Genomic DNA, 13,489 nt, shown 5'->3' with positions numbered 1-13,489 from the left:
CGGAGATCGGCTTGAAGCTCTCACCACAGCAGGACGATGCGCTGAAGGCCGTGGCCGACTGGCTGGCGGACGGCGAGACACCGATCTTCCGGCTGTTCGGCTATGCCGGAACCGGCAAGACGACGCTGGCGCGGCATTTCGCCGAGGGCATCGACGGGGCGGTGCAGTTCGCCGCCTTCACCGGCAAGGCGGCGCAGGTGCTGCGCTCGAAGGGCGCCAAGAGCGCCCGCACGCTGCATTCGCTCATCTACCGCCCGCGCGGCGAGGAGACGATCTCCGACGAGACCAGCGGCCTGTCGCGGGTCTCGCCGACCTTCTCCCTGAACCGGCAGAGCCCGGTCGCCAAGGCTAAGCTGATCATCGTCGACGAGTGCTCGATGGTGGACGAGGCGCTGGGCCGCGACCTGATGTCCTTCGGCACGCCGATCCTGGTGCTGGGCGATCCGGGGCAGCTGCCGCCGGTGTCGGGCGGCGGCTTCTTCACCGAGGCCGAGCCGGATTTCCTCCTGACCGAAATCCACCGCCAGGCGCGCGACAACCCGATCATCGACCTGGCCCTGCATGTGCGCGAAGGCAAGGAGCTGATGCATGGCGACTGGGGCGCGGCCCGCATCATCGGCAAGCGCGAGGTGGAAACCGACGAGGTGCTGGCCGCCGACCAGGTGCTGGTTGGCACCAACCGCACCCGCCGGCGCTACAATGCGCGGCTGCGCGAACTGAAGGGCTTCGAGGGCCCGCTGCCGATGTCGGGCGACAAGCTGGTCTGCCTGCGCAACGACCCGGCCAAGGGGCTGCTTAACGGCTCGCTCTGGCAGGTGATGACGGCCTCGCGGGAAACCACCAAGCCGGGCGTCAATCTGATCGTGAAACCGGACGACGACGACATCGACCAGGGCGCCGCGAAGATCCGGCTGCTGAAAGCCGCCTTCGAGGATCCCGACGCCGACATTCCCTGGCCGACCAAGAAGCGTTTCGACGATTTCGACTATGGCTACGCGCTGACCGTGCACAAGGCGCAGGGCTCGCAGTGGAACAACGTCATGCTGTTCGACGAGAGCTGGGCCTTCAAGGAAACGCGCGAGCGCTGGCTCTACACCGCCATCACCCGCGCGGCCGAGCGGCTGACCATCGTCAAGTAGCCCCGCCGGGTCCTGCCGGCCGAGAAGCGCGGCCTATTCGGCCGGCGAGAGGGTCGGCGCGTCGCTCGCCTCCGAGCCTTTGACGAACAGCCAGAGGAACATCAACGCCCCGAGGATGACGGTGATCGAGCCGACGAACAGGAACAGGTTTTCCTCGCCGGTCGCGTCGACCATGATCTTGCCGAGGATCAGGAACGCTGTGCCGATCTCGTAGACCGCCAGTTGCGGCAAGGCGAGGCGGCGGGTGCGCAGTTCGGGCCAGACCTTGTGCACCAGGCCGAAGAGGACCGAGGCGACGAAGCCCAGAAGCCCGATATGGGCGTGGGAATTGGAGAAATTGTGGTGGCCGGTCGCGCCGAGCCATGTGCCGAAGGCCGCGCCTGCAAGCAGCCACACGATGCCGATGATGACGTAAAGTCTGTCGATCCTGACCATGGCGAAACTCCCGATCCTGCCGAAACAGCTGTGATCCGATGCCGTGCCGTAAGCGACCGGGCAGACATGCGCCGTCGCCGGGGCAGTCTAGCCGCGTTGCCGCGTAATATCGACAGGATTTTCAATCCGGTGATGCGCGGTATTCCGTTGGGTCAGTCCGGGGCATGAAAAAGGGCGGGAGCCTCGCGGTCCCGCCCTTTCCGATCATCGACGCTTTGCTCGGCTGTCAGCAGCCATTCGCCGTCAGATATACGGTGCGATCCTCGATCCGGTCGACCGTGACCGCGCAGCCGTCGCCGAGATCGGCGGAGCCGCCGGCCTCGACCTGCTGGCGCCCGACGCCGACGACGTAGAGCGTCGCGCCATTGTCGCCGAGGCCGGAGACGAAAACCTTCGTCTCGCCGAAGGTCGCCGTCTGGCCGACCGTGATCCCGCCGCCACCGGCGGCCGCATCGCTTTCGCTGGCCGGTTCGGCCGGCGCGGCTGCCGCGTCGCCCTCGGCCGGCGCGGCGCTTGCCGCCGCATCCGGCTGTTCTGCCGGCGTCTCCTGGGGTGCCGCGGCGGCGTCATCGGCCGCCGGTGCGGCGCTGTCTTCGCTGGTCGCGGCAGCGTCGCCGGTGCAGCCGTCGCTGGCGAGGGTCACCTGACCGCTCTCGATCGCCTCGACCGTCACGCTGCAGCCATTGCCGGCATCGAGAGCCGAGCCGACGGCGACCGTCTCGCGGCCGCCACCGCCGACGGCGAAGAGCGTCGCGCTGTCCTCGGCGATGGCGGAGACGAAGATCCTGGTCTCGCCGAAGCTCGCCGTCCCGCCGACCGGCACGGTCTGGCTGGTGGCACGTGCCGCGGCCGGCTGTTCGGCGGGCGCGGCAGCAGCAGCGGGTTGCGCCGTTTCGGTGGCCTCGGGCTGTTCCGCCGCAGCCGCGGTCTCGGCAGGGGCGTCCTGCGCTGCCGCATCGGGCGCCGTCTCTGCTGCGGCCGGCTGGGCCTCCTGCGTTGCCGCGTCAGGCGCGGCTTCGGCCGTTGCCGGCTGCGCCTCCTGTGCGGGCGCCGCTTCCGCCTGCTGCGGCTCGGGCGCGGCCGGTGCGGCGGCGGCACTCTGGTCACCGCCAGCCGGCGCTGCCGCCCCGGCGCATTCCTGCGATCCGAGATAGGCCGCGCCGGCGGCCACGCCGGCCAGCGTCACCTGGCAGCCATTGCCAGCGTCGATCGCGCTGCCCGACATCACGTCCTGCGGATCGCCGCCGGCGACCGCCAGCGTCGCGCTGCCGCTGTCGGCGGAGATCGACACCAGCTGCACCGGATTGCCGCCGAAGATCGCCGACTGGCCCGGCAGCAGGATCGCGCCGGTGTTGCCGACCTGGCTCGCCAGTGCCGCCGGGTCGCCGCCTGCGGCATCCGCTTCGCCCTGCGGCGCGGCAGCCGGTGCGGCGGCGATGTCGCCCTTCAGCCCCTCGATCGCAGCGGCGAGCTCGTCGAGCTTGGCGGCGGCCGCATCGCGGGCCTCGCCGGCGCCGCTCTGCAGCGACTGGCCGAGCGCCTCGGTGCGGCTCTGGAAGTCGCCGCCCATCTGGTCGAGACGGGCGCCCAGATCGGCGATGGCCTGCTGCGTCTGCGCCACCGCGTCGTCGGCGGGGGCCGCCGCCTGCTGGCTCAGCTCCGAAACGCTGGTCTGCAGTTTCTGGATCTCGGCCTGCATCCGGCCGGCGACGCCCTGCATCTGGTTGCCCAGATCCTCCTGCAGGTCGTCATAGTCGGGGCCGACGGCCCAGCCGATCGCAATGCCGACGACCCCGGCGACGACGATGGGTATGAAGTTCGAACCACGCATGCTGTCTCTCCCTCGCAACGCGTCCCGGGGGGAGCCCCCGGGCATTGGTAACGTGTTCAACAGACTAGCGGTCGGGCAGGGGCTTTCAACACGCATTCGGCGCGTGCGCCCGGATCGGGAGGTTTTCTCGCCCGGCCGTTGACCGGTCGCCGGGGATCGCACACTTACGGGGCGCCGAAACGTTTCCGCGAGGCCCGCATGTCGACCGCTCTCTCCGTCAATCTCAATGCCGTCGCCATGCTGCGCAATCGCCGCGACCTGCCATGGCCGAACGTGGTCGATTTCGGCCGGATCGCGCTGCGGGCCGGGGCCCATGGCCTGACCGTGCATCCGCGGCCGGACCAGCGGCACATCCGGTTCTCCGACCTGCCGGAGCTGCGCGCCCTGATCGACAACGAGTTTCCGGCGGCCGAATTCAACATCGAGGGCTATCCGACCGAGGACTTCCTCGCTTTGGCCGAGACCGTCAGCCCCGAGCAGGTGACCTTGGTGCCCGACGATCCCTCGCAGCCGACCTCGGACCATGGCTGGGATTTTGCCGGCGAGGGGGCGTTCCTGACGCCCATCGTCGCGCGGCTGCAGGCCGGCGGCGCGCGGGTCTCGCTGTTTGCCGATGCCGATCCGGCGGCGATGGCGGCTGCGGCGGCCACGGGCTGCGACCGGATCGAGCTCTATACCGGCCCCTATGGCGGCACACATGCCGACCCGGACGCGGCGAAGGCCGAGATCGAGCGGCTCGGCGCGACGGCCGATGCGGCGCTCGCCGCGGGGCTGGGCGTCAATGCCGGGCACGACCTGACCGTGGCGAATCTGCCGGCGCTGGTCGCGCGCATTCCGGAGCTGGCCGAGGTCTCGATCGGCCACGGCCTGACCGCCGATGCGCTGGAATACGGCATGGAGACCTCGGTGCGGCGGTTCCGGGCCGCCTGCGGCCAGGGCTGAATCCCCAGCGAATACCGGGCACTCGAATGGGAAAGGGCGGGCTCTGCGGATTTCCGCTTGCGTCCGCCACCGACACCTCCTAGAAGCCGTACCGTAACGTACGGTACGGCTCTCGCGAGCCGCCCCTGGAGGCAGTGTGTCGGCAACCGAAACCATCGCCGTGGAGAGCATGACGGAGCGCCAGTGCGATGTGCTGGACGCGGCGCTGCGCCTGCTCGTCGAGGCGCGCCGGCCGCTGACCATGACTGCCGTGGCGCGTGCCGCGAGCTGCTCCAAGGAAACCCTGTACAAATGGTTCGGCGACCGCGACGGGCTGTTGACCGCGACGGTGCAGTGGCAGGCCGCGAAGGTCCGCGGCGTGCCGGTGGGAGCGGAGGCGGCATCGCGCGAGCGCCTCGCGGCGCATCTGACCCAGTTCGCCCGCGACTGGCTGACCGTCCTCAGCGGTCCGACCTCGGTGGCGCTCAACCGGCTGGCTATTGCCGAGGCCGGCTCGAAGACGGCCGATCTCGGCGCCATCGTCCTGCATAACGGGCCGTTCGCCATGGCCCGGCGGCTGAAGCCGGCGCTGGAGGCCGGTCGCAATGCCGGGCTGGTGCGCTTCGAGGATGCTGACGACGCCTTCCGCAGCTTCTTCGGTCTCGTCGTGCGCGACGTGCAGATCCGGCTGCTGCTCGGCGACCGGCTGACGCTCGACAAGGCGGCCGTCGCCCGCGACGCGGAGCGCGCCACCACACAGTTCTTCGCTCTTTACGGAGTGGACGAGGAGAGGCCGGTCACGGCCTGAATTCACGACAACAAGCAAAGCATCCAAAGGAGGATACAGCATGCGCGTCTATTACGATCGGGATGCCGATCTCAACCTCATCAAGTCCCGCAAGGTCGCGATCATCGGCTATGGCAGCCAGGGCCGCGCCCATGCGCTGAACCTGAAGGATTCCGGCGCCAACGACGTCGCCGTTGCCCTGCGCGCCGGTTCGGCGACCGCCAAGAAGGCCGAGGCCGACGGCTTCAAGGTCATGACCGTCTCCGAGGCGGCCGGCTGGGCCGACCTGATGATGATGGCCACCCCGGACGAGCTCCAGGCCGACATCTACCGCGACGAGATCGCCCCGAACATCCGCGACGGCGCGGCGATCGCCTTCGCCCACGGACTCAACGTGCATTTCGGCCTGATCGAGCCGAAGGCGACCGTCGACGTCGTCATGATCGCGCCGAAGGGCCCGGGCCACACCGTGCGCGGCGAATACCAGAAGGGCGGCGGCGTGCCGTGCCTCGTCGCCGTCCACCAGGACCCGTCGGGCAACGCCCTCGACCTGGCGCTGTCCTACGCCTGCGGCGTCGGCGGCGGTCGCTCGGGCATCATCGAGACCAACTTCAAGGAAGAGTGCGAGACCGACCTGTTCGGCGAGCAGGTCGTCCTGTGCGGCGGTCTGGTCGAGCTGATCCGCGCCGGCTTCGAGACGCTGGTGGAAGCCGGCTACGCGCCGGAAATGGCCTATTTCGAGTGCCTGCACGAAGTGAAGCTGATCGTCGACCTCATCTATGAGGGCGGCATCGCCAACATGAACTACTCGATCTCCAACACCGCCGAGTGGGGCGAGTATGTCTCCGGCCCGCGCATCATCACCGCCGAGACCAAGGCCGAGATGAAGCGGGTTCTGGCCGACATCCAGACCGGCAAGTTCACCTCGGACTGGATGCAGGAGTACCGGGCCGGTGGCGCACGCTTCAAGGGCATCCGCCGTCTCAACGACAAGCACCAGATCGAGGAAGTCGGCGAGAAGCTGCGCGGCATGATGCCGTGGATCAAGTCGAACGCGCTGGTCGACAAGGACCGCAACTAGGCGCTTCGCTTCAACCGAGCCTGCAACAGTTTGAGCGCCGGCGGGACCTGTCCCGCCGGCGCTTTGCATTTCGCTTGAATTTCACCGGGTTTGGTTCAGGAATTGCAAAGGAGTTCCTGCGACAACCGGACCGACTGTCCTGGCATGGAGGCCGATATGGCTGCGCTTCCCGAACATGAACCGGACGATTCGGAACGCCGCGTCGCGCCCCGCACGCGCACGCTCAAGCGCGCCAAGGTCATCTTCAACGGCGGCTTTTCCACCTTCGACTGCATCGTGCGCAACATCTCGGCGACCGGCGCCCTGCTGACCATCGACGACGCGGCGCATCTGCCCAAGGAATTCCAGATCCGGATCGGCGAGGAGCGCGACGAGCGCCCGGCGCGCCTGGTCTATCGCCGCGCCATGTTCGCCGGCATCCGCTTCCTCGATATCGAGCCCGGCCCGGAGGCGGGGGACCAGCGCCCGCTGCCGCCGCAGACGACGGCCAGGCAGCCCGAATCGCAGCCGGCCCCGGCCCCGGCCGGCGGCATCCGCAAGATCACGCCGGAAGCGCTGCCAGCCGCCCTGACGCGCCTCTTCGCCTGGTCCTGACCGGCGTCGAAACCCATCCTGCGCGGCACCTGACGCCCGGTCCGGGCCACTTGCCGCGCGCTCCACGAAAATAACCGTCATCGCACTGCAAAAAATGCCCGCCGACGGGTGGACAGCCACCGCGCTTCCGCTTATGTAGCCGCTACCGAACGCCACCGGCGTCGTGGGTGATTAGCTCAGTTGGTAGAGCAGCTGACTCTTAATCAGCGGGTCGTAGGTTCGAACCCTACATCACCCACCAAATTTTCTTGATATAGCAGGCACTTGGGGGCCGCAGGTGTGACCTTGCGGTCAGCGCGATGGCTTCTCAGGTCACGTACAGGTCACAGCCAAAATAGTTTACGAGCCCCCGCTGGGCCTGATTCCAAGTTGCGGGGCCTGCTGCCGCTTCGGGTTCACTGCCACGATCTTCAAGCGGACCACGGACAGTCGTCCAATGCCCAGCGCCCTCGCGAAGGTCTTGTTCATCTGCTTCCCCTTTTGTGGGTCGAGGCGCGTGACCGGTCAGGTCACGCCTGTTGCGATCAGGCACCCCGCGCGTCGCGGTGCCCGCCGTGATTTCGCTCCGCCGAAGTGTCGCCACCCGGGGAGTGAAGGCCTACGGGTTAGCGCCCCTGCCGGTCGGCGCCCGGTGGGGTGGGGCCCACGATTCCCCTCGCAGAGGGGGCCGAACTGGTAGACCTCGGCGGCCGCGTTCACCGTGACGGCCCATCCCGCAAGATTCGAGGTCGCCATCCCGCCCTCCGCCGGCGGTTTCGCGCCCGCGCCTCGGCGCCCCGTGCTGGTCCACCAACACCAGGAGGACACCATCGACGACCCCAACTCCGACCACCTCTACGCCCTGCTTGAGATCGGCTTTGGCCCGATCCACGAATGGCCGCGACCGGACGACGGCCCGGCGGCGGAGGCCGCCATCAACCGTGCTCTCGACGTCGCCTTTCGGCCGCCCATCGACGCCGCTTCCGGGAGGAACTCCGCTTCGGCCAGCACGGCGAGGACGCAGGGGGCTTCCTGTGGCGTTGCTGGTGCCGCGCGATGCAGCAGCCGAACGTCTTCCTCGATCGCTATGGCCGTGGGTACGCGTCGCCGGGAGAGGCAGCCTGATCTCTGCCGCCGATCCCCCTCGAATCTGACGCCATCCCGCCGGCGCCCAACGCTTCTCTTGGGGCACGCGGGGGACCGGGTCCGCAACGAGGGAGAGAGACAATGACCGACCATACGCATGACATCGCCGTCCGAAGGGCAAACGGCCTCGGCTGCACCCCGGCCGTCGCCGCATACATGCTCGCATTGGAGGCGCACCTCGAGACGCTCGAGGAGAAAGTGGGCGAGCTCCGCTACGACGTCCGCAGAATCCGGCGCGCAGCTTGAGAAGCGAGGGAGAGACCATGACGTACCGTTCCGCCGCCGAAACCATCGCCGCGCTCGACTTCGAAGACAGGAAGTCCTTCCAGTCGGTCATCTACAGGATCCGGCTTGCCGAGCGTGGCGCGGCTGCCGCCATGGCGTACCTCGACACCGAGGTCGCGGCGGGCGACCGGGCCGAGGTCCTGCGGCTGTCGGCGCAGGCCGCCTGATCCACCCCACCCCGTCGACGACACCAGCCCCGGCCACCGCGCCGGTTTGTTTGCCCGCCGGCCGGCTTGACGCCAACCCTCCCGACGCCGCACAAGGCTCTCATGATCTCTCGCTCGCAGCTCATACGTCGCCGTACTGCCTAACGGTCCCTTCCGGGCCGCGCCGACGCACGCCCCGACAGATAGAGCGACCGCCATGACGAGAGACATCCCGCCCAACCCGTTCAAGACGCAATTGCGGTCCGCCGCCCGACACCTCTCGATGGCGCTGCGGCTGCTCGACCGGGAGAGCCGGGCGATGGTCGACCTCGCCCGCGACAGTTATGAGGGCTACCGGGCGCGACATGCTCTAGCGAGCGCTCTAGTCTGCGCCAGCCAAGCGCTCATCACCCCGTATTGGCCCAGGGCGTTTGCCGACGCGGAGGCGTTCAAGGTTGCATTCCGAGACCTGAACCTTTTGCGAGTCCGGGCTCGCGACGCGGAGGTCACCTCCTCGGTGATCGGCGACGCAACTCCGCATCTGCGAATGCTCCTCGAAGCGACCCATCAAGCGATGGAGGATGCGAGCCATGGCTGAGATCTTCTTCACCGCCGACACCCACTTCGGCCATCGCGGCATCATCGCGATGTGCGATCGCCCGTTCTACGATGTCGAGGACATGGACGAGGGTCTCATCCGCCGCTGGAATGACCGCGTGCGGAAATCCGACATCGTCTACCACCTCGGTGACTTCACCATGGGCGCAACGGCGGGACGCGGCCGCGAGATCTTCGACCGTCTGAACGGCCGCAAGCACCTCATCATCGGCAACCATGACCGGGAGAAGGTGCGCACGCTCCCTTGGGCGTCTCCGCCGCGTGACCGCCTGATGCTCCGGCACCCGGAGGAGAAGATGCCCGTGGTGCTCGACCACTACGCCCTTCGCACCTGGCCCAGCCTCCATCACGGTGCCATTCATCTCTACGGACATTCGCACGGCAGCCTGCCGGGCATCGGGCGTTCGGTCGACGTCGGCGTCGATGTTTGGAATTACACGCCAGTGACGCTCAACGAGATCCGCCCGACGCTGGAGCGGCAGCAGGCGGTGCTCGACGACGCGAGGGCGGCGCGGGCAGTCAGCGAAATGGACGACGAGGCTCGCGGCGATGCGCATACGAGTGAACTGCCACTATAGCAAATGTCCGACCGGTTCCTTTCGGCAGCTAATTCCCGTTGTCTCGACTTATTCGAATCCGGTGAGCCCTTCGCCGGTCATGCCGGAATGCAGTCGTTGACGTCGATTCCCGAGCCCTCCAAGTTGCCGTTCTCAAACCGGAGGCGATCCCCATGGCATTCACGAATCCTCACGCAGTCCAGGGCGGCGCTCTCGCCACCGGAGCCATCGCTGCAGTCGTAATGCATCAGACAATCTTCGGCTTGATCGACGCGATCCGCGCCGGCCGCATCGCCCGTGAAGAAGAGGCTGCCCATGGCGCGTGGGACCACGCCCTGTCGTCGGCGCGCCATGATGCCGGTCAGATGTCCACGCTCGCCAAGGCTGCGGTCACGATGGCCCTCGACGCGCAAGACGAAGCCGCCGAACTCCGCGCCGAGATCGCCCGCCTCCGCCGCGCCGTCGACCAGCGCGACGCCGTCATCCGGTCGCTCGGCTGATGCCGTATCTCCCATGGCTCCACCAGACTCTGGTTGACCTCGTAGAGTGGCCGGAGGCCCAAGAAGTGGCCATCGCTCTCCATACGAGCCACGTAAAGGCCACTGAGAACGACGTTGACGGGTCGGGCGGGGTAAACCCTACCTCGCGAAAAGACGTCGCTCTTAGGAAGTGCTCCTCCTAGGCGAACGCGAACGGCGAGGGTGCCGGCTGGTTTTCGACGCTGTGGATTGGTCGCGGGGCAGGGGCCTCGAACAAACGCTCTCATTGTTTGCGGCTTTTGCCGATGGTTCCTGACCGCTGTATTCGAGGCTTCTCCACGGCGGATCAGGCATGGGGCCACGATCTGCCGGGTGAAACTCGCTCGTCCTGGAGCGGAGTTTACGATCGCATTTGATCTGACCGGGGTGTCAACGTCGGAGCAAAACCAGGCCAGCGGGACGGAGTAAAAGCAGGCCACCTGGCCGACAGGGGCGCGACATAGGAAAGGGCCCGATCGGGCCTTTTCCTATGTCGCGCGGTCTATCCTAAGGATCAGGGGTCAGTGATCTCGCCGGTATCGGGATCCACGGTCTCGGCGGTGGCCTGGTTTTGCTCCGCCCTTGCCGCGGCAGCCCGTCGTTGCCCGGCGGACTGCTTGAGGCGGTAGCTGTCGCCATTCATCGTCAGGATATGGACATGGTGCGTCAGGCGATCGAGCAACGCGCCGGTGAGCCGCTCCGACCCCAGGACGCTCGTCCAGTCCTCGAACGGCAGGTTCGAGGTGACGATGGTGGAGCCGCGCTCGTAGCGCTGCGAGAACACCTCGAACAGAAGCTCGGCGCCCGTCGGTGAGAGCGGCACGTAGCCAAGCTCGTCGACGATGAGGAGTTGCACCGCCTGAAGATCGCGTTGCTGCTTCAGAAGACGGCGCTCGTCGCGGGCTTCCATGAGCTGGTGAACGAGGGCCGCCGCGGTGGTGAACGTGACGGTGAGCCCCTTCTGGCAGGCGGCCAGTCCAAGAGCCAGGGCCACATGGCTCTTGCCGGTGCCGGAGTTGCCGAGGGCGATGACGTTCTCCCGGCGCAGGATGAACTCGCACCGCGCCAGCTCGAGCACCAGCATCTTGTTGAGGCTCGCAATCGCGGTGAAGTCGAACGTGTCGAGGCTTTTGACCGCCGGGAACCGGGCCGCCTTGATCCGTCGCTCGATCGTGCGGCGCTCCCGATCGATCAGCTCCAATTCGATCAGGCGAAGCAGGTAGCGGGGATGGTCGACACCCTCGCGGGCGCATTCGCGGGCGACCTTGTCATACTCCCGCAGAACCGTCGGCAGCTTCAACTGCTTGAGATGGTGCGCGAGCAGGACCTGCGGCGTGCCGCTCGTGGTTCCCGTCGGCATCGTATCGGTCCCTGACTTGCCGCTCATGCTGCCTTCCCGGGGACCAGAACGGCATAGTCAGCCGCCGCCGTTGTCCTCACATCCATCTTCGGCAGATGCGGATATCGAGAGAGGTCAAGCCGCAGGGGCCGTCGTTCGATCCGCGACAGAGCGATCAGCTTGACCGCGTCGAACCCGATCGCGCCGAGCCGGATCGCCTCGGTGACCGCGGCCGCCACGATCCCCATCGGCATCGCCTCCATCAGCCGCAGCACCTGGATGAACTCCCGCTTGCCGCGATTGCCCATACGGGCCTCCAGAAGATGGCGCAGATGCTGGAACGTCTCGGGCAGATCCCAGCCCTGCAACGGCGCCGCCTGGTCGAGGGCGTTCGGCTTCATCTCGAGCAGCATCAGATAATGCAGCGGGTCGAAGACAAAGGTGCCGGTGGCATAGGAGCGGCGGTGTCGGGCGATCTCTTCGCCGGCACACAGGATCACCACCTCGTCGACAAAGCCCTTCACCAGAACATCCCGGAAGCCGAACGATGTCGGCACCGAGTAGTCGTTGCAGCGGTAGCGGACCAGGGCGGTGGACGAGACCCGGGCCGCTCGCTTCTCGCACGGCTCGAGCGGTGTCGCCGGCAAGTCCTTGAAGGCCTCCAGATCGGCGACGAGCCGCTCGCCGATCGTCTCGCTATGGCGTCCGGCGACTTCGCCCTGCCGCTGCCGGCAGCGCTCCGCCAGCATGGCGTTGAGATCGTCGAAGCTCGCCGCCTGCGGGATCGGCGTCATGAAGTTCGACCGGGCATACTTCACCAGCCCCTCGACTTTCCCTTTGTCATTCCCCTTTCCAGGGCGGCCGAAACGATCGGCAAAAAGGTAGTGGCTCTGGAGTTCCGTGAAGGCCCGGGTGCGCTCACGGCGGCCGTCGCCGCAGATCCTGGCCACCGCGATCGTGGTGTTGTCGTACAAGATCGACAGCGGCACCTTGCCGAAGAAGTCGAACGCCGACACGTGACCGTCCAGGAAGGCTTCCGTCGTCTCCCGCGGATAGGCCTTCACGAACGGCGCGTCCGACTGCGGCACGTCCATGCAGAAGAAGTGGATCTTCTGCCGGACCCCGCCGATCACGCCGATCGCCTCGCCGAAGTCCACCTGGGCATGACCTGGTGAATGCGCCAGCGGAACGAAGGTCTCGCGCAGGCGCCCCCGGGCAATCCGGACATAGTCCTTCACCACCGTCAGGCCGCCGCCATAGCCGTGTTCGTCGCGCAGACGCTCGAAAATCCGCTTGGCCGTGTGCTGCTGCTTGACCGGCGCCGTGCCGTCCGCTTCCAGGATCCAATCGATCACCGGCAGCAACGCTCCCAGCTTCGGCCTGGCAACCGGCTTCACCCGCGTGTAGCCCGGCGGTAACGAGAACCGGCACATCTTCGAGACCGTCTCGCGGCTCAGCCCAAACACCCGGGCCGCTTCTCGCTGGCTGTTGCGCTCGATAAGCACGAAATGCCGAACGGCGGCGTAAACTTCCACAGCGAACATTCCCGGCCGTTCCCCAAAAGGAAATCAGCCTAACCACTGGCCGGATTTTACTCCGGCCGCCGCAGCATCAGCGCCGCCGCTCCGTGGCCTACTTTCTCACCGCCCTACACACCGGGGCTTCGTTCAAATCGAATATAGTGAATAGATTATATAAAAATCGCTTCGAAATGCGATGTCGATTTTGGCTGTAGAGTAAAATGTCATTCGGCGTGCAATTTTGGGTCTGACGCACTTTCGATGACGATCAGGCGGCGCCGAGCAAGCGGGCCTCAAGAAGATCAAGCTTGGCGCGCCCGTACATTTGCCGCTTCACGAGCTTGAGCTTGTTCACCTGGCCTTCCGTCTGGCCGTTCGACCACGGTTCGGTAATCGCACCCTGCACTGCGGATGCATCCTTACTGATGCCGCGAGCGAAGGACGCCAACAAACTTCCCTCGGCATCGTGAATCCAGGACGAAAGATCCCCGACTTCTCGACTGCGGATCATGGCATGAAACCGGTCGATCAACTCTCTCGCCTTGGCCAGGTTGGGCACTCCGGCTTCGATCGCGGCGACCGTGACCGTCTCG

General features: G+C 66.9%; 15 protein-coding genes and 1 tRNA gene. 11 read left to right on the top strand and 5 right to left on the bottom strand.

The features are described 5' to 3' along the window. The first annotated feature begins 11 nt into the window (after positions 1-11). Complete coding sequence (locus H536_RS0100090; RefSeq protein ID WP_024348522.1) at positions 12-1,139, top strand: ATP-dependent DNA helicase; 1,128 nt, start codon at positions 12-14, stop codon at positions 1,137-1,139. A 33-nt stretch (positions 1,140-1,172) separates the two neighbouring features. Here H536_RS0100090 and H536_RS0100085 read toward each other — a convergent pair whose 3' ends face one another. Both H536_RS0100085 and H536_RS0100080 read right to left on the bottom strand, forming a co-directional pair. Then, complete coding sequence (locus H536_RS0100085) at positions 1,173-1,574, bottom strand: hypothetical protein (protein ID WP_024348521.1); 402 nt, start codon at positions 1,572-1,574, stop codon at positions 1,173-1,175. A gap of 226 nt (positions 1,575-1,800) precedes the next feature. After that, complete coding sequence (locus H536_RS0100080) at positions 1,801-3,405, bottom strand: hypothetical protein (protein ID WP_024348520.1); 1,605 nt, start codon at positions 3,403-3,405, stop codon at positions 1,801-1,803. A 198-nt stretch (positions 3,406-3,603) separates the two neighbouring features. On the opposite strand from H536_RS0100080, the gene H536_RS0100075 reads away from it, so the two are divergent. The 10 genes from H536_RS0100075 to H536_RS24740 all read left to right on the top strand — a co-directional run bounded on the left by H536_RS0100075 (position 3,604) and on the right by H536_RS24740 (position 10,019). Then, positions 3,604-4,347: a pyridoxine 5'-phosphate synthase gene (locus H536_RS0100075; protein ID WP_024348519.1), complete on the top strand. Its 744-nt coding sequence runs from the start codon at positions 3,604-3,606 to the stop codon at positions 4,345-4,347. A gap of 169 nt (positions 4,348-4,516) precedes the next feature. Then, a complete protein-coding gene (locus H536_RS0100070; protein ID WP_050767679.1) occupies positions 4,517-5,134 on the top strand; it encodes a TetR/AcrR family transcriptional regulator C-terminal domain-containing protein in 618 nt (205 codons plus the stop codon). Positions 5,135-5,174: 40 nt separating this feature from the next. After that, the gene (ilvC, locus tag H536_RS0100065; protein ID WP_009209110.1) at positions 5,175-6,194 is read left to right on the top strand and encodes a ketol-acid reductoisomerase; all 1,020 of its coding nucleotides are present in this window, start codon (positions 5,175-5,177) and stop codon (positions 6,192-6,194) included. 156 nt (positions 6,195-6,350) lie between these two features. Continuing rightward, entirely contained in the window at positions 6,351-6,788 is a 438-nt protein-coding gene (locus H536_RS23015; RefSeq protein WP_155898330.1) for a PilZ domain-containing protein, read from the top strand. Between the two features lie 165 nt (positions 6,789-6,953). Next, positions 6,954-7,029: transfer RNA gene (locus H536_RS0100055), tRNA-Lys, on the top strand. A 965-nt stretch (positions 7,030-7,994) separates the two neighbouring features. Continuing rightward, positions 7,995-8,159 (top strand): hypothetical protein, encoded by a 165-nt coding sequence (locus tag H536_RS24150; protein WP_154653360.1) that lies wholly within the window; start codon positions 7,995-7,997, stop codon positions 8,157-8,159. A 17-nt stretch (positions 8,160-8,176) separates the two neighbouring features. Then, positions 8,177-8,365, top strand: coding sequence for a hypothetical protein (locus H536_RS0100035; protein ID WP_024348516.1), 189 nt, complete (start codon positions 8,177-8,179; stop codon positions 8,363-8,365). 196 nt (positions 8,366-8,561) lie between these two features. Continuing rightward, complete coding sequence (locus H536_RS0100030; protein WP_024348515.1) at positions 8,562-8,942, top strand: hypothetical protein; 381 nt, start codon at positions 8,562-8,564, stop codon at positions 8,940-8,942. Then, on the top strand, positions 8,935-9,540 hold the full coding sequence (locus H536_RS0100025) for a metallophosphoesterase (RefSeq protein ID WP_024348514.1): 606 nt from the start codon (positions 8,935-8,937) through the stop codon (positions 9,538-9,540). The genes H536_RS0100030 and H536_RS0100025 overlap by 8 nt, the downstream gene beginning before the upstream one ends. Before the next feature lie 152 nt (positions 9,541-9,692). Continuing rightward, positions 9,693-10,019 (top strand): hypothetical protein, encoded by a 327-nt coding sequence (locus H536_RS24740; protein ID WP_156421800.1) that lies wholly within the window; start codon positions 9,693-9,695, stop codon positions 10,017-10,019. Positions 10,020-10,551: 532 nt separating this feature from the next. On the opposite strand, the gene istB is transcribed toward H536_RS24740, so the two are convergent. The 3 genes from istB to H536_RS0100005 all read right to left on the bottom strand — a co-directional run. After that, a complete protein-coding gene (istB, locus tag H536_RS0100015; RefSeq protein WP_009209116.1) occupies positions 10,552-11,424 on the bottom strand; it encodes an IS21-like element helper ATPase IstB in 873 nt (290 codons plus the stop codon). Then, positions 11,421-12,920: an IS21 family transposase gene (gene istA / locus H536_RS0100010; RefSeq protein ID WP_009209117.1), complete on the bottom strand. Its 1,500-nt coding sequence runs from the start codon at positions 12,918-12,920 to the stop codon at positions 11,421-11,423. Before istA ends, istB begins: the two co-directional genes overlap by 4 nt. Positions 12,921-13,164: 244 nt before the next feature. Further along, positions 13,165-13,489: transposase (locus H536_RS0100005; protein ID WP_024348511.1), on the bottom strand; the 325-nt coding region annotated here is incomplete at its 5' end.

This window comes from Aurantimonas coralicida DSM 14790 (genome assembly GCF_000421645.1).
In the GTDB taxonomy this organism is placed as follows: Bacteria; Pseudomonadota; Alphaproteobacteria; order Rhizobiales; family Rhizobiaceae; genus Aurantimonas; species Aurantimonas coralicida.
This window is presented reverse-complemented; position numbering and strand designations above follow the sequence as displayed.

What these genes read in the sequence shown, in the direction of transcription:
- H536_RS0100085 (WP_024348521.1), bottom strand. Translation starts at nt 1,574, where the DNA reads ATGGTCAGGATCGACAGACTTTACGTCATCATCGGCATCGTGTGGCTG.
- H536_RS0100080 (WP_024348520.1), bottom strand. Translation starts at nt 3,405, where the DNA reads ATGCGTGGTTCGAACTTCATACCCATCGTCGTCGCCGGGGTCGTCGGC.
- H536_RS0100075 (WP_024348519.1), top strand. Translation starts at nt 3,604, where the DNA reads ATGTCGACCGCTCTCTCCGTCAATCTCAATGCCGTCGCCATGCTGCGC.
- H536_RS0100070 (WP_050767679.1), top strand. Translation starts at nt 4,517, where the DNA reads ATGACGGAGCGCCAGTGCGATGTGCTGGACGCGGCGCTGCGCCTGCTC.
- ilvC (WP_009209110.1), top strand. Translation starts at nt 5,175, where the DNA reads ATGCGCGTCTATTACGATCGGGATGCCGATCTCAACCTCATCAAGTCC.
- H536_RS23015 (WP_155898330.1), top strand. Translation starts at nt 6,351, where the DNA reads ATGGCTGCGCTTCCCGAACATGAACCGGACGATTCGGAACGCCGCGTC.
- H536_RS24150 (WP_154653360.1), top strand. Translation starts at nt 7,995, where the DNA reads ATGACCGACCATACGCATGACATCGCCGTCCGAAGGGCAAACGGCCTC.
- H536_RS0100035 (WP_024348516.1), top strand. Translation starts at nt 8,177, where the DNA reads ATGACGTACCGTTCCGCCGCCGAAACCATCGCCGCGCTCGACTTCGAA.
- H536_RS0100030 (WP_024348515.1), top strand. Translation starts at nt 8,562, where the DNA reads ATGACGAGAGACATCCCGCCCAACCCGTTCAAGACGCAATTGCGGTCC.
- H536_RS0100025 (WP_024348514.1), top strand. Translation starts at nt 8,935, where the DNA reads ATGGCTGAGATCTTCTTCACCGCCGACACCCACTTCGGCCATCGCGGC.
- H536_RS24740 (WP_156421800.1), top strand. Translation starts at nt 9,693, where the DNA reads ATGGCATTCACGAATCCTCACGCAGTCCAGGGCGGCGCTCTCGCCACC.
- istB (WP_009209116.1), bottom strand. Translation starts at nt 11,424, where the DNA reads ATGAGCGGCAAGTCAGGGACCGATACGATGCCGACGGGAACCACGAGC.
- istA (WP_009209117.1), bottom strand. Translation starts at nt 12,920, where the DNA reads ATGTTCGCTGTGGAAGTTTACGCCGCCGTTCGGCATTTCGTGCTTATC.